This is a genomic window from Pseudomonas sp. NPDC087615, from assembly GCF_044743445.1.
GTDB lineage: Bacteria > Pseudomonadota > Gammaproteobacteria > Pseudomonadales > Pseudomonadaceae > Aquipseudomonas > Aquipseudomonas baetica_A.
Genome location: NZ_JBIUWM010000028.1, coordinates 40,037 through 63,024, shown reverse-complemented (window position 1 = coordinate 63,024; position 22,988 = coordinate 40,037). Strand labels below are relative to the sequence as shown.

At 59.5% G+C, this 22,988-nt stretch carries 25 protein-coding genes; 24 read left to right on the top strand and 1 reads right to left on the bottom strand.

The features are described from left to right. Positions 1-118 precede the first annotated feature (118 nt). Positions 119-1,279: an acyltransferase family protein gene (locus ACIOU6_RS15770; RefSeq protein WP_401137683.1), complete on the bottom strand. Its 1,161-nt coding sequence runs from the start codon at positions 1,277-1,279 to the stop codon at positions 119-121. A gap of 270 nt (positions 1,280-1,549) precedes the next feature. Here ACIOU6_RS15770 and ACIOU6_RS15765 point away from each other — a divergent pair, with 270 nt between their 5' ends. The 24 genes from ACIOU6_RS15765 (at position 1,550) to ACIOU6_RS15650 (ending at position 22,985) form a co-directional block, all read left to right on the top strand. After that, entirely contained in the window at positions 1,550-2,293 is a 744-nt protein-coding gene (locus tag ACIOU6_RS15765; protein WP_401137702.1) for a helix-turn-helix transcriptional regulator, read from the top strand. A 558-nt stretch (positions 2,294-2,851) separates the two neighbouring features. Next, complete coding sequence (locus ACIOU6_RS15760; RefSeq protein ID WP_401137680.1) at positions 2,852-3,274, top strand: tail fiber assembly protein; 423 nt, start codon at positions 2,852-2,854, stop codon at positions 3,272-3,274. A gap of 243 nt (positions 3,275-3,517) precedes the next feature. Further along, on the top strand, positions 3,518-3,856 hold the full coding sequence (locus ACIOU6_RS15755) for a phage holin family protein (protein WP_038357950.1): 339 nt from the start codon (positions 3,518-3,520) through the stop codon (positions 3,854-3,856). A 70-nt stretch (positions 3,857-3,926) separates the two neighbouring features. Next, positions 3,927-4,448, top strand: coding sequence for a hypothetical protein (locus tag ACIOU6_RS15750; RefSeq protein WP_401137677.1), 522 nt, complete (start codon positions 3,927-3,929; stop codon positions 4,446-4,448). Between the two features lie 3 nt (positions 4,449-4,451). Beyond that, the gene (locus tag ACIOU6_RS15745) at positions 4,452-5,060 is read left to right on the top strand and encodes a phage baseplate assembly protein V (RefSeq protein WP_401137675.1); all 609 of its coding nucleotides are present in this window, start codon (positions 4,452-4,454) and stop codon (positions 5,058-5,060) included. 15 nt (positions 5,061-5,075) lie between these two features. Beyond that, the gene (locus tag ACIOU6_RS15740; protein ID WP_095188860.1) at positions 5,076-5,408 is read left to right on the top strand and encodes a phage baseplate protein; all 333 of its coding nucleotides are present in this window, start codon (positions 5,076-5,078) and stop codon (positions 5,406-5,408) included. Then, a complete protein-coding gene (locus ACIOU6_RS15735; RefSeq protein ID WP_401137672.1) occupies positions 5,405-6,400 on the top strand; it encodes a baseplate J/gp47 family protein in 996 nt (331 codons plus the stop codon). The genes ACIOU6_RS15740 and ACIOU6_RS15735 overlap by 4 nt, the downstream gene beginning before the upstream one ends. Beyond that, positions 6,397-7,032: a phage tail protein I gene (locus ACIOU6_RS15730; RefSeq protein WP_401137670.1), complete on the top strand. Its 636-nt coding sequence runs from the start codon at positions 6,397-6,399 to the stop codon at positions 7,030-7,032. Before ACIOU6_RS15735 ends, ACIOU6_RS15730 begins: the two co-directional genes overlap by 4 nt. Further along, positions 7,033-9,762, top strand: a complete 2,730-nt coding sequence (locus ACIOU6_RS15725) for a phage tail protein (protein WP_401137668.1) — start codon at positions 7,033-7,035, stop codon at positions 9,760-9,762. It begins immediately after the preceding gene. A gap of 141 nt (positions 9,763-9,903) precedes the next feature. Beyond that, the gene (locus ACIOU6_RS15720; protein ID WP_003222199.1) at positions 9,904-10,089 is read left to right on the top strand and encodes a hypothetical protein; all 186 of its coding nucleotides are present in this window, start codon (positions 9,904-9,906) and stop codon (positions 10,087-10,089) included. Between the two features lie 2 nt (positions 10,090-10,091). Continuing rightward, positions 10,092-11,258, top strand: a complete 1,167-nt coding sequence (locus tag ACIOU6_RS15715; RefSeq protein ID WP_221732477.1) for a phage tail protein — start codon at positions 10,092-10,094, stop codon at positions 11,256-11,258. After that, entirely contained in the window at positions 11,258-11,764 is a 507-nt protein-coding gene (locus tag ACIOU6_RS15710) for a phage major tail tube protein (protein ID WP_305441673.1), read from the top strand. Before ACIOU6_RS15715 ends, ACIOU6_RS15710 begins: the two co-directional genes overlap by 1 nt. Before the next feature lie 182 nt (positions 11,765-11,946). Further along, on the top strand, positions 11,947-12,528 hold the full coding sequence (locus ACIOU6_RS15705; RefSeq protein WP_401137663.1) for a phage tail assembly protein: 582 nt from the start codon (positions 11,947-11,949) through the stop codon (positions 12,526-12,528). A gap of 128 nt (positions 12,529-12,656) precedes the next feature. Beyond that, positions 12,657-15,131, top strand: a complete 2,475-nt coding sequence (locus ACIOU6_RS15700; protein WP_401137660.1) for a phage tail tape measure protein — start codon at positions 12,657-12,659, stop codon at positions 15,129-15,131. Continuing rightward, complete coding sequence (locus ACIOU6_RS15695) at positions 15,128-15,511, top strand: phage tail protein (RefSeq protein ID WP_007964328.1); 384 nt, start codon at positions 15,128-15,130, stop codon at positions 15,509-15,511. Before ACIOU6_RS15700 ends, ACIOU6_RS15695 begins: the two co-directional genes overlap by 4 nt. Next, positions 15,504-15,716 (top strand): tail protein X, encoded by a 213-nt coding sequence (locus ACIOU6_RS15690; protein WP_401137657.1) that lies wholly within the window; start codon positions 15,504-15,506, stop codon positions 15,714-15,716. Before ACIOU6_RS15695 ends, ACIOU6_RS15690 begins: the two co-directional genes overlap by 8 nt. Before the next feature lie 9 nt (positions 15,717-15,725). After that, positions 15,726-16,742, top strand: a complete 1,017-nt coding sequence (locus ACIOU6_RS15685; protein ID WP_401137655.1) for a phage late control D family protein — start codon at positions 15,726-15,728, stop codon at positions 16,740-16,742. Between the two features lie 147 nt (positions 16,743-16,889). After that, a complete protein-coding gene (locus tag ACIOU6_RS15680) occupies positions 16,890-17,474 on the top strand; it encodes a hypothetical protein (protein WP_221732483.1) in 585 nt (194 codons plus the stop codon). Next, complete coding sequence (locus tag ACIOU6_RS15675; protein WP_221732484.1) at positions 17,471-17,653, top strand: DUF2635 domain-containing protein; 183 nt, start codon at positions 17,471-17,473, stop codon at positions 17,651-17,653. Before ACIOU6_RS15680 ends, ACIOU6_RS15675 begins: the two co-directional genes overlap by 4 nt. Further along, positions 17,653-19,149, top strand: coding sequence for a phage tail sheath subtilisin-like domain-containing protein (locus ACIOU6_RS15670; protein WP_221732485.1), 1,497 nt, complete (start codon positions 17,653-17,655; stop codon positions 19,147-19,149). The genes ACIOU6_RS15675 and ACIOU6_RS15670 overlap by 1 nt, the downstream gene beginning before the upstream one ends. A gap of 67 nt (positions 19,150-19,216) precedes the next feature. Next, positions 19,217-19,564, top strand: a complete 348-nt coding sequence (locus ACIOU6_RS15665) for a phage tail tube protein (RefSeq protein WP_007908779.1) — start codon at positions 19,217-19,219, stop codon at positions 19,562-19,564. Beyond that, on the top strand, positions 19,561-19,857 hold the full coding sequence (locus tag ACIOU6_RS15660) for a phage tail assembly protein (RefSeq protein ID WP_007908778.1): 297 nt from the start codon (positions 19,561-19,563) through the stop codon (positions 19,855-19,857). The genes ACIOU6_RS15665 and ACIOU6_RS15660 overlap by 4 nt, the downstream gene beginning before the upstream one ends. A 130-nt stretch (positions 19,858-19,987) precedes the next feature. Further along, positions 19,988-21,763, top strand: coding sequence for a phage tail protein (locus ACIOU6_RS15655; protein WP_401137650.1), 1,776 nt, complete (start codon positions 19,988-19,990; stop codon positions 21,761-21,763). Next, a complete protein-coding gene (locus ACIOU6_RS15650) occupies positions 21,750-22,985 on the top strand; it encodes a DNA circularization protein (protein ID WP_221732487.1) in 1,236 nt (411 codons plus the stop codon). Before ACIOU6_RS15655 ends, ACIOU6_RS15650 begins: the two co-directional genes overlap by 14 nt. The last annotated feature ends 3 nt before the right edge of the window (positions 22,986-22,988 follow it).

Here is a 22,988-nt window from a genome sequence, read left to right as displayed (position 1 = left end):
AAACTCTTTTATCGAGTGCATCTCAATAATCAGGATCTGATCAATTATCCGGCAAGATCAAAACGTGAAGTGCTATAGCGTTTTGATCTTGCCGCATCGAGAATCCATCGCTTCAGTTTCAAGCCACTGCAAATCGTGATTTGAGGTTGCGCGACAGTTTTTCGCCGTGCCTTCTCATAGGGCTCTCTATATAGCGATAGTTGAACTCGGAGAACAGCAAGGTGATCGCCACGAATACAGCGATGTACAGTGCCGTGTAGCCCCCCTCAAACGGAGTTGGCTGCGAGTCGCCTGGGGCGGCGAAGAACCAGTGCCGAACCAGCGATAGCGCTATCACGTGCGTCAGGTAGATCGCGTACGAACGTGAGCCAATGTAGTTACACACTGCAACCAGTGCACGATGGCCGCTCAGATAGTCCTTGTTGTAAGTGGCGACCCAGACTAGCAAGCCCGACCCGACGGCCGTCAGGCCCATGGCGAAGGGCAGAGGCGGATTGGGCGCGGTCAGTGCTGCGAGCAAAATAATCATGGCCGCCAGCAAGATCACAACGACCCAACCATTTTTCAGAAAGGTCGGTTCCAGGCGTTTGTAGCTTTCGCTGCCTTGCCACAGGGCCAATAACACCCCAAGAGAAATGGCATCGGTACGAAATGCCCATAACTCGGGGGTGGGGCGAATCAGTTGGCGGGTGAGGAAAAACTGCGCCAGGAACACCGCGATGAAGACCGCCGGCATCCAGCGCCGACCGGCCAGCACCGCAATGATCGGCAATACCAGGTAAAACTGGTTTTCCAGGGAAAGACTCCAGTAAATCCCGGCATCGCCGAGCGTACCGGTATCTCGGCTGACGGCGTACACCACGTTCATGTATTGCAGGGCTGCCGCCAGAGCAGAGTGAACGAATATCTCCAACTGCAGGAATACGCCTTTACCGCCGTAAAGATATGACAGCAGCAGGGACACCCCGATCCAGAACAGCGCCGATGGCATCAGTCGCCAGAATCGCCGGACCCAGAACGGAACACATAACTCCAGCAACTCATGAAAACTTCGGCTCGATGGAATTTCGTTGGCAATGGATTTGGTAATAATGAAGCCGGAGACGCAAAAGAAGATGTCCACCCCGTAACCGAAGCGGAAATCGGCAAGCACATCCCAATAGATTGATTGCGGTGACAGGATCAACGCGATGTGGGCGAAGATGACAAGGATGATCGCCAGCGCGCGCAGCGCTTCGATATCGCTGTTCTTGCGCTGTTTTACATGGGGTGTGGTCATGGTTGGCTCAGTATTGATCTATCACTCGACTGTCGTGGCAACTTGTGTGTCGACAGGCGCTGGGTCGTACTGACGCGGGAGTTCAGTATCGAGTCAGAAAAGGTCACTACGCTTGAAGGGAATATAGGAAATTCCTGTAGGACTTTTCTGAGTGGCGCTAGATTACCATGGCCAGTTGATAGACCGCTTTCGTGATCCATGAGTGCGCAACGTAAATTTATGCACTCTTATGCAAATCAGCATTTGTCTTCGGTAAAAACTTCAAGCACTATGCGCGTTATGCAAAAACGCAACGTATCCTCCGTCTTAAGAGCACTGCTCGACCAGCACGGGATCTCCCCCACGGAGCTCCACCGTCGCACCGGCGTGCCTCAATCCACTCTCTCGCGGATTCTCAGCGGGAAGATCGTCGATCCTTCGGATAAACACATCTCGAAGATCGCCGAGTACTTCAATGTAAGCACCGATCAGTTGCGCGGGCGCGCGGATGTTGCGCCGTCGGCCGGTGTCGCGCGTGGTGACGTGCATGCGGAACTCAAGGACATAATGCTGTGGGACGACGACACCCCTGTCGATGACGACGAGGTGTCGGTGCCCTTTCTTCGCGAGGTTGAATTGGCAGCTGGATCAGGAAGATTCGTCATCGAAGAAAGCGAGCGCTCTAGCCTGCGCTTTGGAAAGCGCAGCCTGCGGCACAACGGCGTGCAGTTCGACCAGGCCAAATGCGTGACCGTGCGTGGCAACAGCATGACGCCGGTGTTGCGCGATGGCGCCACCGTTGGTGTGAATGCGGGCAAGTGTGGCATCGGCGACATCATTGATGGCGACCTGTATGCGATCAATCACAACGGCCAGTTGCGGGTGAAGCAACTCTATCGCCTGCCTACGGGCATTCGCCTGCGCAGCTTCAACCGCGACGAACATCCGGACGAGGACTACACCTTCCAGGAAATCCAGGAAGAGCAGATCGTCATCCTCGGTCACGTCTTCTGGTGGGGCATGTACGCCCGTTAAGCAGACCCCGGTCAGATAAAACCCGTCCTCGGCGGGTTTTTTTTCGTCTGCGCAAAACCCTCAACGCCTTGATTTATGCGGCTTTCATGCGTTAGTGCATTGATCGCGCATAAATAAATGCATTTACGCATTGATTGTATATGCATACATGCATATTATTGCTACCAAGCCGCTCGACAAAGCGGCTGGAAACGAAAGCTCTTTAGTTCCACAAGAACAGGCAGCGATGAACCGGCCTCAACGGTTCAGAGGGTTGGCAACTGACCCGGGTGTGCAGCGTAAAGCACCACAAGCAGTTATCCGGCGGGCAGGGACCGCGGTCGGAAAAACAATTTGAATGGACTCGTACCGCGCCAGTAGCGCCGAAAAGTCAGCTTCCTTTCAGGTTCACAGGATTGAAGGGAAGGCGAAGGAGCGCATTACTGAAAAGCCCGGCGGACAACCGGGCTTTTTGGAATGCCTGCCTGGGGCGTCAGCATCGAAATCCTGCGTAGCCAGTACGGCTGAGCAGTGCACATCGATAAACCACTTATCAAGTCACTCTGAAAAGGAAAAAAAATGCGCCGATATGGACGTGTTGATCAGGATCGAATCGTCGAGTTCTTTGAAACGGACGGCGACATTACGCAGATGTTTCACCCAAGTATCATTTGGGCAGAAGTGACCGACCACCCTGAAGTGCAACTGGGTTGGGTCGCCACCAAAACCGACGGTATCTGGACTTTCGCCGAATACGTACCGCCACCACCGACCGAGCAAGAGTTGATCAATCAGGCCCAAATGCTCAAAGCGCAACTGTTGAACTCCGCCGCTTACTGGTTGCTGCTCAACTCCCTGCAGTTCAAGGTTGATACCGGTGTGGCCAGCCCTGAAGACCAGGCTTTGCTGTTGGCTCACAAGGTTTACTCCATTGCTGTCAGCGATATTGAAAAACAGTCGGGTTACCCGGCAAACATCGTCTGGCCGGTCGCGCCTTACTGACTAGTGCTTGAGGCGCAGCATTTACCGATACAAACGCCAAATGTAAGCGCAATGAATCGCTTCGTATTAAGGACAGCGGTTTCTGGACGCACCTTCTGATTGGCCGTATCGAACTAATCCCGGCTCCGAGAGCGCATTACTGAAAAGCCCGGCGGACTGCCGGGCTTTTTGGAATGCCTACCTCAAGAGAAAACGATTGAACCCAACACACACCACTCATCACTCACCCCCAGGAGGCGTGACATGACAAGCGAGCAACAAGCGTTGGCGGACATGCCGATCTGGCTGGTCATCCTACTCGCCGTAGTGGGCGGGGTGTCCGGCGAAATGTGGCGCGCCGACAAGGAAGGCGCCCGCGGCTGGTCGCTGCTGCGGCGCCTGGCCCTGCGCTCCGGCGCCTGCATGATCTGCGGCGTGTCGGCAATCATGCTGTTGTATGCCGCAGGATTGTCGATCTGGGCCGCCGGCGCCTTTGGTTGCCTGACCGCAATGGCTGGCGCCGACGTCGCTATCGGTCTGTACGAACGCTGGGCTGCCAAGCGCATCGGCGTCTGCGAAGTTCCACCCCGCGACCAGCCTTAACCTTGAATGTTATTCGTGCCGCCCTTTGGGCGGCAGGGCTTCGCGTGGACGATTGAAAAGGAGGTCATGTATGCCCACACCGATCCAGCAGCCGTCGCAACTGTTCACAGCCATCGCGACGACACTGCGCAACACCGCCGGGCTCAACCTCAACGTCGGCAATCACGATGATTTCACTGCGCCGGGCGATCAAGCCTGGGTGTTGATTGACTTCGACCGCAATGCACCGGGAATACGTGCCGCTGATGGACGTATCGCTCATGTCATGACGCTGTCGCTGCAAGTCATCCCGGCGCTTTCTGCGACGGCGTTTGCAGCGTGCGATCTGATCGCCGTGCTGAAAAACCTGATTACCGACAACCGCTGGAACCTGCCCGGCGATCAATGCGATCTGCCGATGAACATTGACGGCTTGCCTTCATTGCTCATCCGCGCCGAGCAGCAATACAAAGCCTGGACCCTGACGTTCAACCAGACGCTCTACCTCGGCCCGACGCTGCTCGACGATCCACTCGGCACGCCGAAATTCGCTCGTACCTGGGAAGTCAGCAACATCGACGACCCCGACCAATACACCGCGCTGGAGGCCTGACCGATGTTCGACGCATTGCTGCGCATGCAACTGGGCCCGGTCATCGAACGTCTGGCCGAGATGGAAGCGGAAATCGAAGACCTGCATCGGCGCGCCGAGAGCTACTGCCGCATCGGCGTCTGCCAGACAGTCGATGCGGCGAGCAATACCTGCACGGTCAGCCACGGTGGCCTGCTCACGCCGGCCATCAAGTTCTTCAACCCGAGCGCCGGAGCGCAAAGTGAATCGCGGATCCCGACCGTGGGTGAGCAGTGTCTGCTGTTCAACTACGGCAGCGGTGAAAGCGGCGCGCAGAGCGTGGCGCTTTTCGGTCTGAACAGTGACCGTTTTCCGCCGGCCTCGACCGTACCGACGCTGACGCGCCGCGTGCATCAGGACGGCAGCGAAAGCGGCTACGACGACGCCACACACACCCTGCATTGGCAGAACGGCCCGGCAGCCTTCAGTGGTTCTCGTGAAGCGCTTGAGCTGAGCATCGGCCCGGCGCGACTGGCAATGACCCCGCAGGCGATCAACCTGCAACTGGGCGCGGTCGGCCTGACCATCGACGCCTCGGGCGTTCACTTCAGCGGCCCATTGGTCGATCACCAGGGCCGTGTCATCAGCCCCTGATTCAAAGAGCCTTCCATGATCGGAATCGATAGAGACAGCGGGGCCACGGTCGACGACTGGCTGCAGTTTGTGCAGCGCGCGACCCGGGCCCTGACTACGCCGCTGGGCACCCGGCAAAAACGGCCCCTGTATGGCTCGCTGATCCCCTCGCTGCTCGGGCAGAACCTCGGTGACGACGTGCTGCTTCTGGCCCAGAGCCACGCAGCGCAAGCGTTCTACAACAAGCAAAACGGCATCGATGATTTTCAGCCGCAAGTGATCGTCGCCAGCCGTCAGGGCGCCGGTCTGCTGCTGCGTTTCGCCGGCACCTGGAAAAACCGTCAACAAACCTTCGAGGTCGTGACATGAGCATGTTGATCCCCGGCCAGAACCAATTGGCCGAACCCGCGCTGATCGCCGTCGACGCCTTCGAAGACCTGCTCGCCGAGTTCAAAAGCTTCGTCATCGAATACGTCGGCGCCCGCTCGCCGGCCAGCGCGGCGAAACTCAAGACCAGCCTGGAAAACGAAAGCGAACTGCTGACCCTGGCGCTTGAAGCCTTCTGCGTTCGACTACAAACCCACGAGCGTAAATACAACGCCCGCATCAAGCAGATGCTGGCGTGGTGGGCGACCGGCAGTAACCTCGACGCTCGGCTGGCGGACATGGGCCTGGAGCGGCAGTTGTTGGATCCAGGTGATCCGGCGGCATTCCCGCCAGTGCCGGCGATTTACGAAAGCGACGACGACGCCCGGTTGCGTTATTACCTGGCGCCGCACGCACCGGCGGCGGGTTCGCGGATGCAGTATCGTCGCGAGGTGTTCACCCTGGGCGAACGGCCGACGGTGAAAGTCGAATCCACCGATGCCGGTGTGGTGAATGTCACTTACACCTTCAACCCGGACGGCCTCGCCGCACAGGTCAAGGATGGCAATGGACGCCGCACCGCACCGGGCGAAGTGCAGGTCACCGTACTTGCGCGGGATGGTGACGGCACGCCGTCCGAGGCATTGCTTGATGGCGTTCGCCAGCACTTCGCCCGGCCCGATGTGCGACCGGAAACTGACCTCGTCACCGTCAAGGCTGCCGACATTCAGCGCTACAAAATTCGCGTGGTCGCCAAGATCAATTCCGGCCCCGATTCGGGCCTGACCCAAGTCGCCGCGCAGCAGCAATTGCAGGATTACGCCGACAGTTGTCATCGCCTCGAAGGACGGGTCGATCCGAGCTGGATCGACTACACGCTGCACAGCGCCGGTGCCGTGCAACTGCAGATTCTGGAACCGCTGGCGCCGATCGTGACCACTGCGTTTCAGGCGCCGTATTGCACGGCGGTCGAGGTCGAGGTGCTGACGTTATGAGTGAGCCAACGCAACGCCCGACCTTGTTGCCGGCCAACAGCTCGGCACTCGAACGCGGTCTGGATCTGGGCTTCGGCGCACTGCTTGATCGCATCGCGCCGCCGTTTCCCGAATTGATGAACCCGAGCGAAACACCGGTCGCGTTTCTGCCGTATCTGGCGGCGGATCGCGGTGTTGCCGAATGGAGCACCACCGCACCGGAAGCGGAAAAACGCCTGACCGTCGAACTCGCCTGGCCCACCGCACGCCAGGCCGGCACCCGCAAGGCGTTGGAAAACGCCGCCAAGGGGTTGCAACTGCGCCCGGAAATCCGCGCCTGGTACGAGCAGACACCGCCCGGCGCGCCCTACAGCTTTACCGTGCGCGCCTTCAGCGACCACCCCTACAGCGAAGAAATCGACGCCCGTCTCGACCGACGTCTGGCCGATGCCAAGAGCGAGCGGGACATTCTTTCAGTAACGGTTGGCTTAAGTGCGTTCGGCAGCCATTGCATCGCCGCCGCGACTTTCTGCGGTGAGCTGACGACGGTATATCCGGTGTTCATCGAAGGGCTCGAAGCCTCGGGAGAGGCGTTCCTGGCCGCCGGTATGTACACCGTCGAAACATCCACTATTTATCCTCAGGGGGCCTGAATGGCTGACTATTACACCCTGCTCACCAACGCAGGGATTGCCTACGAAACGGCGTGCAAGGCCGCGGGCGTACCGATCAAGTTGACGCAGATTTCTGTCGGTGACGGCGGCGGCGCGGTCTACAACCCGGCCGCGACTGCCACGGCGCTCAAACGCGAAGTCTGGCGCGGGCCGCTCAATGCGCTGTTCCAGGACGAGAAGAACCCGAGCTGGCTGCTCGCCGAAGTCACCATACCGCCGGATGTTGGCGGTTGGTATGTGCGAGAGGCCGGGTTGTGGACTGACACCGGGATTCTCTATGCCATCGTCAAATATCCGGAGTCGTTCAAACCGGTTCTGGCCACGTCCGGCTCGGGGAAAGAGTTTTACATTCGCTCGATTTTCGAGACCAGTAATGCGTCCTTGGTGACGTTGTTGATTGATGACACGGTGGTTAAAGCCACCCGTGCCTGGGTCATGAGTTATCTCGCCGAAGAGCTCGGCAAGCTCGATGGCAAGCAATCGGTGCGCGTTGCAGCGACCGGCAATGTCGTGTTGAACGGCGCGCAGCAGATCGACGGTGTGGCGGTGATTGCCAGCGACCGTGTGCTGCTGGCGAATCAGACTTTGGCCAAGGACAATGGCCTGTGGATTGTCGCCAACGGTGACTGGGTGCGGGCGACCGACGCCAACTCCAGCGCCAAGGTGACGCCGGGCCTGACGGTCATGGTGGAGGAGGGCACGGCCAACGGTGATTCGCTGTGGCACCTGACTACCAATGCACCAATTGTCCTAGGTACAACTGCGCTGACGTTCAAGATGCTGGCAGGGCGCACCGGGATTACTGCCGGGACTTACAAGAGTCTGACAGTTGATGAATATGGCCGGGCGTCGGCGGGTGCGAACCCTGAAACGCTGGCCGGATTTGGCATCAAGGATTCGTACACCAAGGCTGAAGTTGAAGCGTTGATTGCCAAGGCCTCGGCGTTGCCGGTGGGGTCGATTGTAGCGTTTCCCGTGGATGCGCCGCCGCCGGGTTTTCTGGAGCTGGATAACAGCGTCAGGAGCAGCGCGACTTACCCGGACTTGAGCGCCTATCTGGGCGGCAAGTTCAACAAGGGTGATGAGGGGGGCGGGAATTTCCGGTTACCCGAGGCGCGTGGCGAGTTTTTGCGTGGTTGGGATCATGGGCGTGGTGTGGATACCGGGCGTGCTGCCGGTAGCTTTCAATCTGACAGTCTAAAGGCGCACTACCATTCCATTCCGACCGGGTCGGGAGGTGGGCAGGCTGTTGACCCAAATGGGGAGACACCAACTGTAGTGTTGAAGGATACGGCCGCGGACTGGATTCTACGTACGGAAGGTGACAACGCCGAGCTGACTATTGGTCGCGTCAGGACCTACAACTTTGGTGCGGCTTCTGAAACCCGCCCCCGCAACATCGCCGTCATGTGGTGCATCAAAGCCTGGAACGCCCCGGTCAATCAGGGAACCCTCGATGTAGCCGCGCTGGCCAAGGAAGTTGAACGACTCAAGTCCGCCGTTCCGGTGGGTGCTGTTCTGGCATTTCCTACGGGGATCGTTGCACCCGGTTATCTGGAGCTGGATGGTAGTGTGCAGAGCATTGCGACTTATCCGGATCTGGCTGCTTATCTCGGTACCACTTACAACAAGGGCGATGAAGGCGTAGGTAACTTCCGGCTTCCTGAGTCGCGCGGTGAGTTTCTTCGTGGTTGGGATCACGGACGTGGAGTCGATGCTGGTCGGGCAGTTGGCAGTTGGCAGAAGGGGTCTGAACACATTTTTGACATAGGCACTTCGGTAGCGAATGTTTCAGACAGGAACTCTGTTACGTCACCAGTCACTGCCCTGTCTAATATGGGATATGACACTGTCAATGCTGCGGATTACCCGGGAGCCGAATATACAGTCTCCACCCCAAACACAAGTGCCCCCGTATCAAACAATGACCAGATAGCCTTTGGTGCGACTCGCCCGCGCAACTTGGCTGTGTTGTGGTGCATCAAAGCCTGGAACGCACCGATCAATCAGGGAAGCATCGATATCGCCGCGTTGGCTCAACGGGTCGAGAGCAATGAAATCGGCCGATTGCTTAACATTCAAAAATTCACCGCTAATGGCACATACATACCGACACCTGGAATGAAAAAAGTCCGGATACGAATAGTCGGTGGTGGAGGCGGCTCTGGAGGTTCGGCTGCAACGTCGGCAACTCAAATTTCCGCATCCGGAGGTGGAGCGTCAGGCAGTTACGCCGAGGCATTGTTTTCCGCACAGGAAATTGGACAAGGTCAAACGGTGCTCATTGGAGCAGGAGGTACTGCTGGTGCGGCCGGATTGGCGGGAGGCACAGGGGGGACCACGTCGTTAGGCGAGCTAATTTCTTCTCCAGGTGGTTCGCCGGGTGTGCCTGGAAGTGCTGTTGCAAACAACGCTTTCGCTTTGGTGCCGGGTGGTTCAGCGGGAGCGATCTCCATCGGAGGTAACATCTTGAATTGTGCAGGCCAGTCGGGAGCTCCAGCCATCATCGTGGGTTTATCGGCACTCGCTGGTCATGGGGCGAGCAGCCCGCTCGGCTCCGGTGGAGGAGACGCAGGAAACAATATCCCCGCCTCTCCGGGATCAGGTTATGGATCCGGTGGGGGCGGAGTTGCATGCTCTCCTTCCAGTCCTGCAAGAACGGGGGCAAAGGGCGCCTCTGGCGTAGTGATTCTTGAGGAGTTTTCCTGACTGAAAGTGTTACGTCTGATTGAAGTTAAATCCTGAAAATTGGTAAGTGCCCCGCATCGCCGGGGCGTTCTTATATCCGCAATTCAACACCCGCCAAGCCCCTCGCCACGAGGGGCTTTCCCGTTTATGGAGAAACGAAAAATGGCAACCCGCCAAACCTACACCGTGCTCGTCCCATTCCCCACCGGCGGTGGGCACTGGTCGAGCGTCGGTCAAGACCTTGATCTGCTCGACGTCGAGGCGAGTGCTTTGCACACCGCCGGTCGACTGGAACTGAAAACACCTACCACCCAGGCCAAAAAGGCCGCTGCCAAGAAGGCTGACTGAACATGGCTGAGGTTTTGAACTTCGAGCACAACGGCATTACCGTCAATGCCACCGAATCCCCCGAGGCCATGGGTGGCCTGGGTGACAACGTCATCGGTCTGGTCGGCACCGCGCCGAAGGCTGATCCGCTGATTCCGCGTAACGCCCCGTTCCGCATCAACAGCTTCACCACTCACGCGCTGCTGGATCCGACCGGTTCGGAAGAGGGCACTCTGTATCACGCGGTTTACCAGATCCTCAAAGTGGTCAAGGTGCCGGTGTACGTGGTGATCGTCGAAGCGGGCGCGACCCCGGCCGACACCGTCAACGCAGTGATCGGCGGCGTTGAGCCGGCGACCGGCCGCAAGCTGGGGCTGGCCGCACTGGGCAGTGTCCCGGAAGACCTGACCATCATCGGCGCGCCGGGCTTCACCGGCACCAAAGCGGTGGCCAGCGAGTTCGCTTCGTTCGGCAAGCGCATCAAGGCCCGTGTGGTGCTGGACGGCAAGGACGCCTCGGTTGCTGATCAAGTGCTGTACAGCCAGGAACTGGGCGGCGCGGATCTCGGTTTCGACCGTTGCCTGGTGGTGCACAACATGCCGGCCGTGTACTCGAAAGCCGCGAAGAAAAACGTCTTCCTCGCGCCTTCCAGTCTGGCAATTGCCGCGCTGGCCAAGGTCAAGCAGTGGGAGAGCCCGGGCAACCAGGTGACCTACGCCGAAGACGTGTCCCGCGTTGTGGAATACAACATCCTCGACACCTCCACCGAAGGCGATCTGCTCAACCGTTACGGCGTGAGCTACTACGCCCGCACCGTGCTCGGCGGCTTCTCGCTACTGGGTAACCGCTCGATCACCGGCAAGTTCATCAGCTACGTCGGCCTCGAAGATGCGATCAGCCGCAAGCTGGTCAAGGCCGGCCAGAAAGCCATGGCCAAGAACCTCACCAAGTCGTTCATGGATCAAGAGGTCAAGCGCATCAACGACTGGCTGCAAACCCTGGTCGCCGACGAAACCATTCCGGGCGGCAGCGTGTATCTGCACCCGGAACTCAACAGCGTCGAGAAGTACAAGAACGGCACTTGGTACGTGGTCATCGACTACGGCCGTTACGCGCCGAACGAACACATGGTTTATCAACTCAACGCCCGCGATGAAATCATCGAGCAGTTCCTGGAGGACGTTCTCTAATGTTTACCAACCGCGTAAGACAGGCCATCGCGGCCACCCTGCAAGGCCTGCCGCTGTCGGCGACCGTAGAAGAATTTACTCCGCCGAAGATTGATTTCGAGATGGAGAACATGACCGGTGGCCGTTTCATCATTGAGGAAATGGCCAAGAGTGCCAAGGCGCTCAATGCTCAGATCAAGCTGCAAGGCACGGGCGCAGAAGTGTTGCTCGCCATGGGCGTGAAACTGGGTGACGACATCCTGCTGAACGTGCGTGAAGCCGGTCAGGATCAGGACGGCAATACCTGGTTCACCTACCACACCATCGGCGGCAAGCTCAAAACCATGGGTGAAGACGCTATCAAAATGGGTGGCAAAGCCCTGACGACCCTGGACTTCTCCTGCCGCACCTACACCCGCCTGGAAAACGGCATCCCGGTGATCGACATCGACGTGCGCACCCAGAAGTTCGTACTCAACGGCGTCGACATCCTCGGTGATGCGCGTCGTGCGGTGCTGATGCCGTAACGCTGTAAGCCAGCCCGGCACCTGACCCTGTGGGAGCGGGCTTGCTCGCGAATGCGGTGTGACAGTCGACACTCATTCATCTGACAGGCCGCCTTCGCGAGCAAGCCCGCTCCCACATTGGGCCAGTGTGACTGGCCGATGTTTAGCAACACCCTCCTCAAGAATCACCAAGGAATTCATTCATGTCGTGGATGCCACCCCAGCATGACCTGTTGTCGCCGATCACCGGTGACGACGGTGCGCAGATCGAAACGATCCAGCTCAAGCCACTGTTTTACGCCGCGCAAAAAGAAGCATTGGAACGCGCCGGCGATGATGAAGACGATCAGTTCTTCGAACTGGCGCTGCTCGCCACTGGCCTGTCGGTCAAGGAGCTCGATCAGCTCAAACGCCCGGACTATGTGAGCATTGCCCAATACGTGCACGAGATGTCGACCCGTCCGGCGTCTTACTTTCTGGAACAAGTCGAAGACGCGCAAAAGTCCGACGACCCCGATCAGGTGCCACTGCTGCAACCGCTCGCTGTGACCGGCCGCACCGTGACCTCGCTGAGCCTGGAAATGCCCGCACTGCGCGCCACCAAAGTGATGAAGAAACTGAAATCGGCCAAGGAACGCGCCGAGTTCATCACCGCCCACTGCGCCGGCCTGATGATCCCCGATCTGGCTCACTTGACCGTCCCGGACTGGACCCAGTTGCAGGTGCGCATAGACGATTTTTTAAACCAGCCGGCGGCCTACTTTCGGAACGCGACATCGAAGTAATCCTCGATATCGTCCCGCTCATTTACTCGGTAAGTGAGGCGGAGATTCTGGAATGGGACGCCGAAAAGGCGTTGCGCCGCTACGACATAGCGATCACTCGCCTTGGCGTGAAACAGGAGTAGAGCGGCATGGCAGACACATCGTTTTCGCTGATTTACGCCGCGCAAACCGGCGGCGCGGGTTCCGGTTTGTCGGCAGGGGGATCGGCCACAGACAGCCTGATCAAACCACTGTCCGAACTGAAAGAGGCGCTGATCACGGCCAGCCTGGACATCCGCAGTCTGGTGCGTGAACAGATCAAACTCGGCGCCGTTGTCCTGGGGCTGAACACAGCCTTGGCATCGTTCAAGGTGCCAATGGTAATTGCCGCGCCGGCGGCTGGCGGTGAGAGCAAGTCAAAGCTCAAGGCTGAGATTGAACAACGCTCGCCTCCGGCCTACCTGCAATCGGACATGGCCCTGGAAGCCGCCATGGCCCAGATCAAGCAGGTTCAAGGCCTGAGTGGCGACCTCGACACGCTGTCGAAAGCCAACCTTAAACTGGCCACCGACAAACGAGTTGCCGGCAGTGGGGCGACGGTCGTGGATCTGGTGCAGGTCGAAGTCGCGGCTGGCCGATCCGGGATTGGCGCGGGTCTCAAGGGCGCCGACAAGGAACAGGTGCTGCTGGACTTTGCCCAGGATGCAGCGGTCAATGCGTCGGCGTTCGGCATCAGCCTGAAGTCGGCCGGTGAAATGCTGTCGGCCTGGCAAGTGTCGATGAAACTGGATCGCACTCAAGGTCAGCTGCTGGCCGATGCGACTCAGCATCTGGGCAACAGCGGACTGAATGCGACGGCTGCCGACATCGGCTCGGTCGTGCAGCAATCCGGCGAGTCGGCCGTTGCAGTGGCGATCCTGCCCGAGCAGTTGGCGGCGCTGTCAGCCGCGTTGCTCAACGCTGATGTCGACAAAGCCGATGCCGGCGCGGCGGTGAAAAGTATCAGCGCAGCCCTGGGCAAAGGCATCCAAGGCTCGGCGGCCGAGCAGTCGGCGTGGAAGGCGTTGGGCCTTGATCCCGGCAAGTTGACCGAAAACGTACCGGACAACCTTGTCAAAGCGTTGGCGGCATTTAAGCAACAACCGGCAGAGCAGCAAACGGAGCTGATCAAGACACTTTTCAGTGGCGACGACGGTGTACGCAAACTGCTGGCGAAACCCGAAGACCTGCAAAAAGCGTTTTCGCTGGTCGCTCCGGCCAAACTGGAAGGAACGTCGACGCTTGTGCCCTCGCAAGCGACCCAGAGCAGCCTCGCATCGCCATTCAAGGGTGAGGGGGGCGTGCGCCAGTGGATGGGCAAGCCCGGGGAGGCACAGGCGCCGCTTTCATTGCTCGAGCCTAATGATCCACTGACACCGGCTTACAGCGGCGCGATTGAACGCAGTGCCGAGCCTGCGGGCAAAGACCCTCAGCGAAGCTGGAACGCGTTCGATGCCAGTCTCAATCGTCTGATCACGGCGTTGGCGCCGGATGCGACCGGCACGCTGGACTCGCTGACGAATATGACTAATGGCGTGGCCGATATGGCTGAAGCCCATCCCAAGACCTCGACGGCGTTGGCCCTTGCGGGCGTTGGACTGTCGGCCATCGTGGTGGCGGTGATGGCCAAGGCATTCGGCAATTTCACCGACAAACTGCTCAAGGGCGTCGCTTCAAAATTGCCGTTCGGTCTTGGCGGTTTGATTGCCGATATTGAAGACCCGAAAGCCAAGAAAACGTCTGCCGGAAATGGCGCGGGCCATGACTGCTGCTGTAAACCGCTGGGCGGTGGGGCGGGCGACAAACTCAAGCCTCGCCGGTCAAGCATCAAGCCTCGAGTCAGACGTGAACAAACCGGTCGAGGCGGGAAAAGCCCCCGCACGGTGACCCCTCGGCCACCACGGATCAGTGCACCGCCGGCGTCGCCCGCACGACCCGTTCTGCCCCGCATGTCCGGCACGTCCTGGCCGGCAAGCATGACGGCATTTGCTGGGTCATCAGCCGTCAGTCCTGCACCGGCCGCTTCACTGTCCGGTTCTTACGCCAGGGCAGGCAGACTGCTTGCCAAACGGGCACCGCCGCTGCGGTTGCTCAGTGCCGGATATGAAATGGTCACCGGCGTCATGAAGGGCGATAAGCGTGCCGTCGTGTCGTCCGGGGCCTCGTTGGCCGGGTCTTCTGCTGGGGCCGCCGTCGGTGCAGCACTTGGCACGTTGATTTTGCCCGGTGTGGGCACGGCAATTGGCGGGTGGCTCGGAAGCATGGCAGGGGGCGCGATCGGTGATTCCCTGGGCGACAAGCTAGGGACACAAGTCGATCGTCTCGGCTCACCTGCACAGGTCAGTAAAGACCTCATCGCGACCTCGGCGACCTCCACGATCCCCGGGGCACCTGCCACCACAGCCGCCAGCCAGCCGGTCACGTTCAACTCAACCATTAACATCAATGGTCAGGACCAGACCAGCGCCCAGGCACTGGCCAATCTGGTGGTGCAAACAACCATGGGGCAGTTGGGCCAGATCATGCCGACCAATCCCCTCGCCACACGTCGTGACGCAGCCCTGACCGATGGAGTCGCCACATGAAACAACAAATGGCCCTGGGCAGTTTCATCTTTGGCCTGTCACGCGGCTTTGCCTACAGCAGTTTTCTGCGCAAGTCCGACGGCGGCTGGACGGAACTGCAGATTCTCACCAGCAAACCCAAGTCCCATCAAATTGGCCAGAAACCCGAAACCCTGACCATCACCGGTAAATCAATGTACGCCGTGGCTATGGATCGGCTGGATGAGCTGCGGGCGCTGCAAGCCCTTCGTGTGCCGCTACCGCTGATTGATGGCATCGGCCGTAATTGGGGCCTGTGGCGAATCACCATGGTTCAGGAAACCCAGACCTGCATCATCGATGATGGTACGGCGATGGTGGTCGACTGGACCCTTGAACTGGCGGAGTTCAACAATGCGTAAGGTCCGAAGCATGGCCGGCGATTCGGTCAATCTACTGCTTTACCGCGAGTCGGGCCGGTCAGACGATCAGGCCGAAGAAGCGTTGTGGAAACTCAATTCAACCCTGGCCGAGCACGGCCCGATCCTGCCCGCGGGCATCTGGGTGACATTGCCGGAACTCGACAGCAGACCCGCCGCGATCAAGCCGATTTTGGCGTGGGACTAAGGAGGTTGCATGGCACAGGGATTTACACCGGCGATCGAAATCTACGGGGCCAACCATGCCCTGCTGAACCAGCGCCTGATCAGTTGGGAACACATTGATGCTGCCGGGATGGAGTCCGATCAGCTGACACTGGTGATCGACCTGGAAGGCCTTGAAGGCTTGCCGACCCTGGGCGGAAAAATCGGCCTGCGGGTTGGCTATCTGGAGTCCGGGCTGGTCGAAAAGGGCCAGTTCAAGGTGACTCGACTGACCCCAACGCTGTTCCCGTTGCGCCTGACGCTGGTCGCTACTGCAGCGCCTTTCAGCGGCAAGGATGAGACCCGATTCAAGGAACGGCGCACGGCCAGTCATGGCCCCACCACCCTTGGCGCACTGTTTCGCGAACTGGTCTCGCCGCACGGTTTTTCGCCGCGCGTCGATCCCGAGCTGGCGCTGATCCGGATTGCTCATGTTGATCAGTCGAACGAAACCGACATGAGCTTCATCACGCGGCTGGCGCTCAAGTACGACGCGGTGGCCAAACCGTTCAACGACCTCTACGTATTGGCGAAACCTGCGCAGCTCAAAAACCTTTCGGGCCAGGTGATACCGAACGTCAGGCTGTCGGTGACCAGCAACAATCGCCCGGGTGATCACGCCTTCATCAGCGCCACACTGGAAGAGACGGCTCGTACCCAGAACCTGGGATGCAAGACCTGCTTCTGGGACATCGCCGCCGGCAAACTGCGCGAGGTGATAACCGGTTCCGAGCCCTACAAGGTCATTCGCCAGAAACAGGCCAGTGAAGAAGAAGCCAAAGCCATCGGCGAAGCCGAAGTGCGCAAGATGCTGCGCGAGAAATACAAGCTGAAGGTCACCTGCCCAGGCGATCCGCTGCTGGCCGCCGAAGGCCTGTTGGTGCTCGATGACACCTGGCCGGACTTCATGCGCGGTCGCTGGTCGATCAAAAAGGTCACCGCCAGCGGCAAGCGCGAGGAAAGCTATCGCTGCTTGATCGAGGCAACCGGCCTCGACTCCAAGACCTGACCCCTGCACAAACTCAATGTGGGAGCGGGCTTGCTCGCGAAAGCGTTGTGTCAGTCACCATCGATGTTGAATGCGCCGTCCCCTTCGCGAGCAAGCCCGCTCCCACATGGGGGCCTGCGGTAATTCCCATCATTCTGGAACACCACCATGAAGATCACCCCGATCCTCACGCAGTTGCGTGCGCAATGCCCTGGCCTTGCCAATCACATTGCCGTCGGTGTCGATCTGGCGTTGCTGCAAGGCAACGCCGATCTGCCGACACCTTCGGCCCACGTCACACCGCTGGCCGATCTCGCCAGTAACAGCACCGCCCAAAACCTCACCACCCAACCGATCCGCGACCGCTTCGACATCGTTCTGGTGCTTGACGCCAGCGACGCTACAAAAGCGCTGGATTTGTTGCACGACCTGCGCGCCGAACTGTGGCGTGCGCTGGTGGGTTTCAAAGCCGATGCCGACTACAGCGCCATCGTTTATGACGGCGGCGAGATGGTGTCGATCAACAGCAGCCGCGTCTTTTACCGGCTGCGCTTTTTTGCCGAGTTCCAGCTTGGCCGCAATCTGCCGAGTCAGCCTGCGGAAAGTTGGCACGAACGTGAACTGGACGGTTTGTCGTCCTTTACCGGGGCCACCGTGCGGGTCGATGCGATCGACCCCGCTGACCCCAACCTGAAACGCCCGGGCCCCGATGGGCGCGTGGAACTGACTTTCTCTGGAGACGTAACCCCATGAGCAATCGCATCACCGTAGTGCCGGCCGCTGGTCGTGCCGTGCCAGACCCGGAGGCGGGCGATCTGCTGCCTCTTGAAGGCCGTGAAGTGCTGGACAGCGCCTGGTGGCGCCGACGTCTGACCGACGGCGATATCACACTCAAAACCGCAAAAGCGGCTAAACCACAGGGAGCCAAATAATGGCGATCGGATTCAGCAATATCCCCGCGGACATTCGTGTACCGCTGTTCTATGCCGAAATGGACAACTCGGCCGCCAATAGCGCGACCTCGGCCATGCGCCGTTTGATCGTGGCCCAGGTCAACGACAACATCGCGCCGACCGAAGTCGGCAAACTGGTTTTGGTCTCCAGCGTCGCGCTGGCGAAAAGCATCGGCGGCCAAGGTTCGATGCTCGCCTCGATGTACGAGACCTTCCGCAAGGCTGACCCGATCGGCGAGATCTGGTGCCTGCCGCTGCACAACGTTGAAGGCGCTATCGCCAAAGGCGTGTTGACCCTGACCGGCACCGCGACTCAGGCTGGCGTGCTCAACCTGTATGTTGGTGGTGTGCGTGTGCAAGCCACCGTGGTCAACGGTGCCACGGCGGCACAAGCGGCCACTGCGCTGGCGCAGAAAATCAACGCCACCGCCGATCTGCCGGTCAGCGCTGCGGCTGCTGAAGGTGTAGTGACCCTGTCCGCGAAATGGACTGGCGACAGCGGCAACGACATCAGCCTGCAATTCAATCGCCTGGGCAAGAGCAACGGCGAAGAAACCCCGGCTGGCCTGACCACCGCGATTACCGCCATGACCGGCGGCGTCGGTGTACCGGATCAGGTCGCTGCGGTCGCGGCGCTGGGCGATGAGCCGTTCGAATTCATCGCACTGCCATGGTCGGATCTGTCGACCCTCAACACCTGGCAAGCGGTCATGGATGACAGCACCGGTCGCTGGTCTTGGGCCAAGCAACTGTTCGGTCACGTCTACAGCGCCAAGCGCGGCACTGTCGGCACTCTGGTCGCCGCTGGCCAGGCCCGCAACGACCAGCACATGACCATTCAGGCGCTGGAGCCGGGCGTACCGCAACCGGTTTGGGTTCAAGCCGCTGCACTGGCCGCACGCACGTCGGTGTTCATCTCCGCCGACGCCAGCCGTCCGACCCAGAGCGGCAGCCTGCCGGGTGTCGATCCGGCGCCGGCGAGCGAGCGTTTCACCCTGACCGAGCGTCAGTCGCTGCTCAACTACGGCATCGCCACGGCTTACTACGAAGGCGGTTACGTGCGCATCCAGCGTTCGATCACCACTTACCAGAAGAACGCTTACGGCCAGGCCGACAACTCCTACCTGGACAGCGAAACCATGCACCAGTCGGCGTTCATCGTGCGTCGTTTGCAAAGCGTGATCACCAGCAAATACGGTCGCCACAAACTGGCCTCCGACGGCACCCGCTTCGGCGCCGGCCAGCCAATCGTTACCCCGAGCACCATTCGCGGTGAGCTGATTGCCCAGTACGCCAAGCTCGAACTGGAAGGCCACGTCGAGAACGCCGAGCTGTTCGCCGAGCACCTGATCGTCGAGCGCGATGTGCAGGACCCGAGCCGCGTGAACGTGCTGTTCCCGCCGGATTACATCAACGGTCTGCGCGTGTTCGCACTGCTCAACCAATTCCGTCTGCAGTACGACGACGCGGCTTGATAACCGCGTTTAGCGTCAAGCATTCAGCCCACCTCGCGTGGGCTTTTTTATTGAAGGGAGTAACACCATGGGTCAACTGATTGCAGGCACCTGCTACGTCAAAGTCGACGGCGCGCAACTGACTATCAATGGCGGCTGCGAAGCCCCGCTGATGGCGGTCAAACGCGAAACCGTCGTACCCGGCTTCTACAAGGAAACCGATATCGCGCCGTCGTTCAAAGTGACCGCGCTGCACACCGCCGACTTCCCGCTGAAGAAGCTGATCGAAGGCACGGACATCACCGTCACCTGCGAATTCAGCAACGGCAAAGTCTACGTGCTGGCCGGTGCGTACCTTGTCGAAGAACCCGTTTCCAAAGGCGATGACGCCACCATCGAACTGAAATTCGAAGGCATCAAGGGGACCTGGCAATGAGCGGCGCCGTGAAGCTTCAAGTTGCGATCGAAGCTCACGGCGAGCCCCTGACCGAACTCGTCCTGCGCCGTCCGACGGTGCAGGAAGTGCGAGCGATCAAGGCGCTGCCGTACAAGATCGACAAGAGCGAAGAGGTCAGCCTCGACATGGACGTCGCGGCCAAATACATCGCGGTGTGCGCCGGCATTCCGCCGTCGTCGGTCAACCAGTTGGATCTGGCTGACCTCAACGCGCTGAGCTGGGCCGTTGCGAGTTTTTTCATGAGTGCGGCGTCGGCGCCATCACCGACCTGATTGCCGTCGCCTATGACCTGGCCTGGTTCTGGAAGGTTGACCCCGAACAGATGATGGCCAGGCCACTGGATGTGCTCCGCGAATCGCTGGAGCACGCGCAACGGATCAACGCGATGCAGCAGGTGCAGTGATGGCAGACACAGATAGCAACCCCAAAACATCGGTGCTGATTACCGGCATCGATGAGTTGTCGCCCAAACTCGGCGCCCTGCGAGTGAAAGTCGATAGCTTCAAGAAGAACCTCGAACAGACCGGCCTCGGCAAGCTGGACATCAGCGGGCTGTTCAAGGGCGGCAGCGTGATCACGCCGTTCGTGGACGGCATCAAGTCGGCGGCGGCATTTCAGGGCAAATTGACCGAAGTCAGCGAGGCGGCGAAAACCGTCGACCTGCCTGCCGCACCGAAAGTGGCTGCGCAGAACATGAACGTGTTCAGTGCGGCGATGGAGAAGGTCTCGGCTGCCGTGGATGCGGCGTTGGTGCCGGCAGTCGGCGCGTTGGTGGTCGGGCTGGAACCGATGCTGAACCAGGTCAGCAGCCTGCTCGCCGACAACCCGAAACTGGTCGAAGGCCTGGCGGCGGGGGCGATTGCCTTCTCTGCCATGCAAACCGCCGTCACCGGTATGACCCAGGTCATGGACGTCATGAGCATGGTGCTCAAGACCAATCCGATCATGTTGATCGCGATGGGCATCGCGTTGGCGGCGGGTTTGATTTATGCCAACTGGACGCCGATCAGCGCTTTTTTCAAGGGCATGTGGGAGGGCGTGAAAAACATCGGTGTGAGTGCGATGGCGACGTTGCGCTCGATCCTTGACTGGCGACCGCTGGATGCACTGGCGGCGCTGTGGGACCCGGTCACGGGATTTTTCTCGGGCATCTGGGACAAGGTCAAAACCGTCACCGCGCCGGTGATCGACTTTTTCAAATCGGTGTTCTCGTGGACGCCCGCCGGCATGATCCTGGAAAACTGGGCGCCGCTGACCGGTCTGTTTTCGGCGATCTGGGAATTGCTCAAGGCCTTGAGTGTGCCGGTGATGGCGTTCCTCAAGGGGCTGTTCGACTGGACACCGTTGGGGATGATCATCAACAACTGGGGGGCGATCACCGGGTTCTTTGCCTCGATCTGGACGGCGCTGCAACCGGCGGCACAAGCCATCAAGGACTTCTTCGGCACGTTGTTCGACTATTCCCCTCTGGGGATGATCGTCAACAACTGGGGCAGTATCGTGGCCTTCTTCGAACCGGTCTGGGCCGCATTGCAAACTTCGGCTCAGCAAATCAAAAGCTTCTTCCAGAGCCTGTTCGAGTGGTCGCCGCTGGAACAGATTGCGACGTACTGGCAGCCGATCAGCGAAGTATTTTCGGCGCTGTGGGGTGTGGTGCAGGCGCTGGCTGCGCCGGTACTGGAGTTTCTGCACAACATGTTCGAATGGACGCCGTTGGGGCAGATCATCAAGAACTGGGGGCCGATCACCGAGTGGTTCGGCGAGTTGTGGCAAAAGCTGCAAACCGTCATTGCGCCGATCAAGGAGTTGTTCGACGGTGGTTTCGCCGGGTTGATCGCCAAGGTCACCGGCAAAGTCGAAACCTTGACTCAGGCGCAACATCAGACCAATGCAGAAGGCAAGGGGGAACTGGCGCCGGCGTTCTTTGGCGCAAGCCCTCAAACATCGTCCAACGGTGTGTTGCAGGGCGGTTCGCTGCCACAAACCTCCAGCGCCCTGATCCAGCAAAGCGCCGCCAACAACCGTACGCAACTCGAAGGCGGCCTGACCGTGCGCTTCGAAAATGCGCCGGCGGGGCTGCGCACCGATCAACCGCAAACCAATCAACCGGGCCTGGCGCTGTCTTCGCGCATTGGCTATCGCTCGCTGTCGGCAGGAGGTTCCAATGAACTGGCGTGACCGTTTGTTGCCGGCATCGTTTCGCGGTGTCGGGTTCTGGATCGATCAGGCGAAAACCCCGGTCGGTCGCAAAGGTCAGTTGCATGAGTATCCGCAACGCGATCTGCCGTTTTTCGAGGACCTTGGTCAGCAGGCCAAGACCCATGATCTGACGGCGTTCATCATCGGTGCCGACTGCCTGGAGCAGCGCGACAAGTTGCTCAAGGCACTGGAGGCGGGCAGTGGTGAGCTGGTGCACCCATGGCTCGGCCGCTTGCAAGTCAAGGTCGGCGAATGCGACATGACCCACACCCGCCAGGACGGCGGCTTGGTGACTTTTGCGTTGAAGTTTTACCCCGATAAACCGCTGCCTTTTCCGACCGCCACCGTCAGCACCCAGAAAGTGCTGCTGGCCAAAGCCGACACACTGTTGGGTTCGGCAGTGGCGCGTTTCGAACAGGCGATGACTCTGATCAAGGCTGCGCGAATCGGCATTGCCAATCTGCGCAACAGCCTTACCGGGGTGTACGAGGTGATCAAGGAACAGCTCAAACCGCTGATCGAGCAGTACAGGCAAATCACCGAACTGGTCAAAGCGGTCAAGGAATTGCCCAAGGAAGTGGCGGCCGAGTTCAAGGGCTTGCTTGGTGATATCAAAGAACTCAAGGAATTCGCGAAGGAAGGCTACCGTGGCGTGATTGCCGACGTGTCCCAACAACTCGAAGCCATCCGCAAGGCTGATGCGCCGAAGATCACCACCGGTAAGGACACCAACGCGGCGGCGCAAGCCATGGCCGATCTGGTGCAGGACACGCTGCTGGTGAAAGTGGCGCAATGGGTGGCGTCGATGCCGATAGCGACCCCTGCGGTGAAATTGTCATCGACACCGTCGGTGGCTCAGCAGGCGGATCAACCGGTGACCCGTCAGGAAGTACCGGTGACCGATGAGATGAAAGCTCTGCAGAAGGCTATCGGGGCGGCCATTGATCCGATGCTGGACAAGGCCGATCCCAAGCATCACCAGGCAATCAATGATGTGAAGGAAGCGCTGATTGCGCATCTCAAGGCTGTGGCGTCATCCGGTGTGCGACAGATCAGTAAATCGTTCCAGGAAAGCCTGCCGGCGCTGGTCGTGGCCTACAAGCAATTTGCCGATGCTACACGGGTGACTCAAGTGACTCAGAGCAATGCGATGAACCATCCGGGCTTTTCACCTAACGACGTGAACGTGTCCAGGGAGTAAGCC

Coding starts and splice junctions, on each gene's coding strand:
- ACIOU6_RS15765 (WP_401137702.1), top strand. CDS start 1,550: ATGCGCGTTATGCAAAAACGCAACGTATCCTCCGTCTTAAGAGCACTG.
- ACIOU6_RS15735 (WP_401137672.1), top strand. CDS start 5,405: ATGAGCATGTTGATCCCCGGCCAGAACCAATTGGCCGAACCCGCGCTG.
- ACIOU6_RS15700 (WP_401137660.1), top strand. CDS start 12,657: ATGGCAGACACATCGTTTTCGCTGATTTACGCCGCGCAAACCGGCGGC.
- ACIOU6_RS15745 (WP_401137675.1), top strand. CDS start 4,452: ATGTTCGACGCATTGCTGCGCATGCAACTGGGCCCGGTCATCGAACGT.
- ACIOU6_RS15695 (WP_007964328.1), top strand. CDS start 15,128: ATGAAACAACAAATGGCCCTGGGCAGTTTCATCTTTGGCCTGTCACGC.
- ACIOU6_RS15660 (WP_007908778.1), top strand. CDS start 19,561: ATGAGCGGCGCCGTGAAGCTTCAAGTTGCGATCGAAGCTCACGGCGAG.
- ACIOU6_RS15760 (WP_401137680.1), top strand. CDS start 2,852: ATGCGCCGATATGGACGTGTTGATCAGGATCGAATCGTCGAGTTCTTT.
- ACIOU6_RS15725 (WP_401137668.1), top strand. CDS start 7,033: ATGGCTGACTATTACACCCTGCTCACCAACGCAGGGATTGCCTACGAA.
- ACIOU6_RS15740 (WP_095188860.1), top strand. CDS start 5,076: ATGATCGGAATCGATAGAGACAGCGGGGCCACGGTCGACGACTGGCTG.
- ACIOU6_RS15705 (WP_401137663.1), top strand. CDS start 11,947: ATGTCGTGGATGCCACCCCAGCATGACCTGTTGTCGCCGATCACCGGT.
- ACIOU6_RS15670 (WP_221732485.1), top strand. CDS start 17,653: ATGGCGATCGGATTCAGCAATATCCCCGCGGACATTCGTGTACCGCTG.
- ACIOU6_RS15685 (WP_401137655.1), top strand. CDS start 15,726: ATGGCACAGGGATTTACACCGGCGATCGAAATCTACGGGGCCAACCAT.
- ACIOU6_RS15690 (WP_401137657.1), top strand. CDS start 15,504: ATGCGTAAGGTCCGAAGCATGGCCGGCGATTCGGTCAATCTACTGCTT.
- ACIOU6_RS15770 (WP_401137683.1), bottom strand. CDS start 1,279: ATGACCACACCCCATGTAAAACAGCGCAAGAACAGCGATATCGAAGCG.
- ACIOU6_RS15655 (WP_401137650.1), top strand. CDS start 19,988: ATGGCAGACACAGATAGCAACCCCAAAACATCGGTGCTGATTACCGGC.
- ACIOU6_RS15710 (WP_305441673.1), top strand. CDS start 11,258: ATGTTTACCAACCGCGTAAGACAGGCCATCGCGGCCACCCTGCAAGGC.
- ACIOU6_RS15675 (WP_221732484.1), top strand. CDS start 17,471: ATGAGCAATCGCATCACCGTAGTGCCGGCCGCTGGTCGTGCCGTGCCA.
- ACIOU6_RS15715 (WP_221732477.1), top strand. CDS start 10,092: ATGGCTGAGGTTTTGAACTTCGAGCACAACGGCATTACCGTCAATGCC.
- ACIOU6_RS15650 (WP_221732487.1), top strand. CDS start 21,750: ATGAACTGGCGTGACCGTTTGTTGCCGGCATCGTTTCGCGGTGTCGGG.
- ACIOU6_RS15665 (WP_007908779.1), top strand. CDS start 19,217: ATGGGTCAACTGATTGCAGGCACCTGCTACGTCAAAGTCGACGGCGCG.
- ACIOU6_RS15750 (WP_401137677.1), top strand. CDS start 3,927: ATGCCCACACCGATCCAGCAGCCGTCGCAACTGTTCACAGCCATCGCG.
- ACIOU6_RS15720 (WP_003222199.1), top strand. CDS start 9,904: ATGGCAACCCGCCAAACCTACACCGTGCTCGTCCCATTCCCCACCGGC.
- ACIOU6_RS15680 (WP_221732483.1), top strand. CDS start 16,890: ATGAAGATCACCCCGATCCTCACGCAGTTGCGTGCGCAATGCCCTGGC.
- ACIOU6_RS15730 (WP_401137670.1), top strand. CDS start 6,397: ATGAGTGAGCCAACGCAACGCCCGACCTTGTTGCCGGCCAACAGCTCG.
- ACIOU6_RS15755 (WP_038357950.1), top strand. CDS start 3,518: ATGACAAGCGAGCAACAAGCGTTGGCGGACATGCCGATCTGGCTGGTC.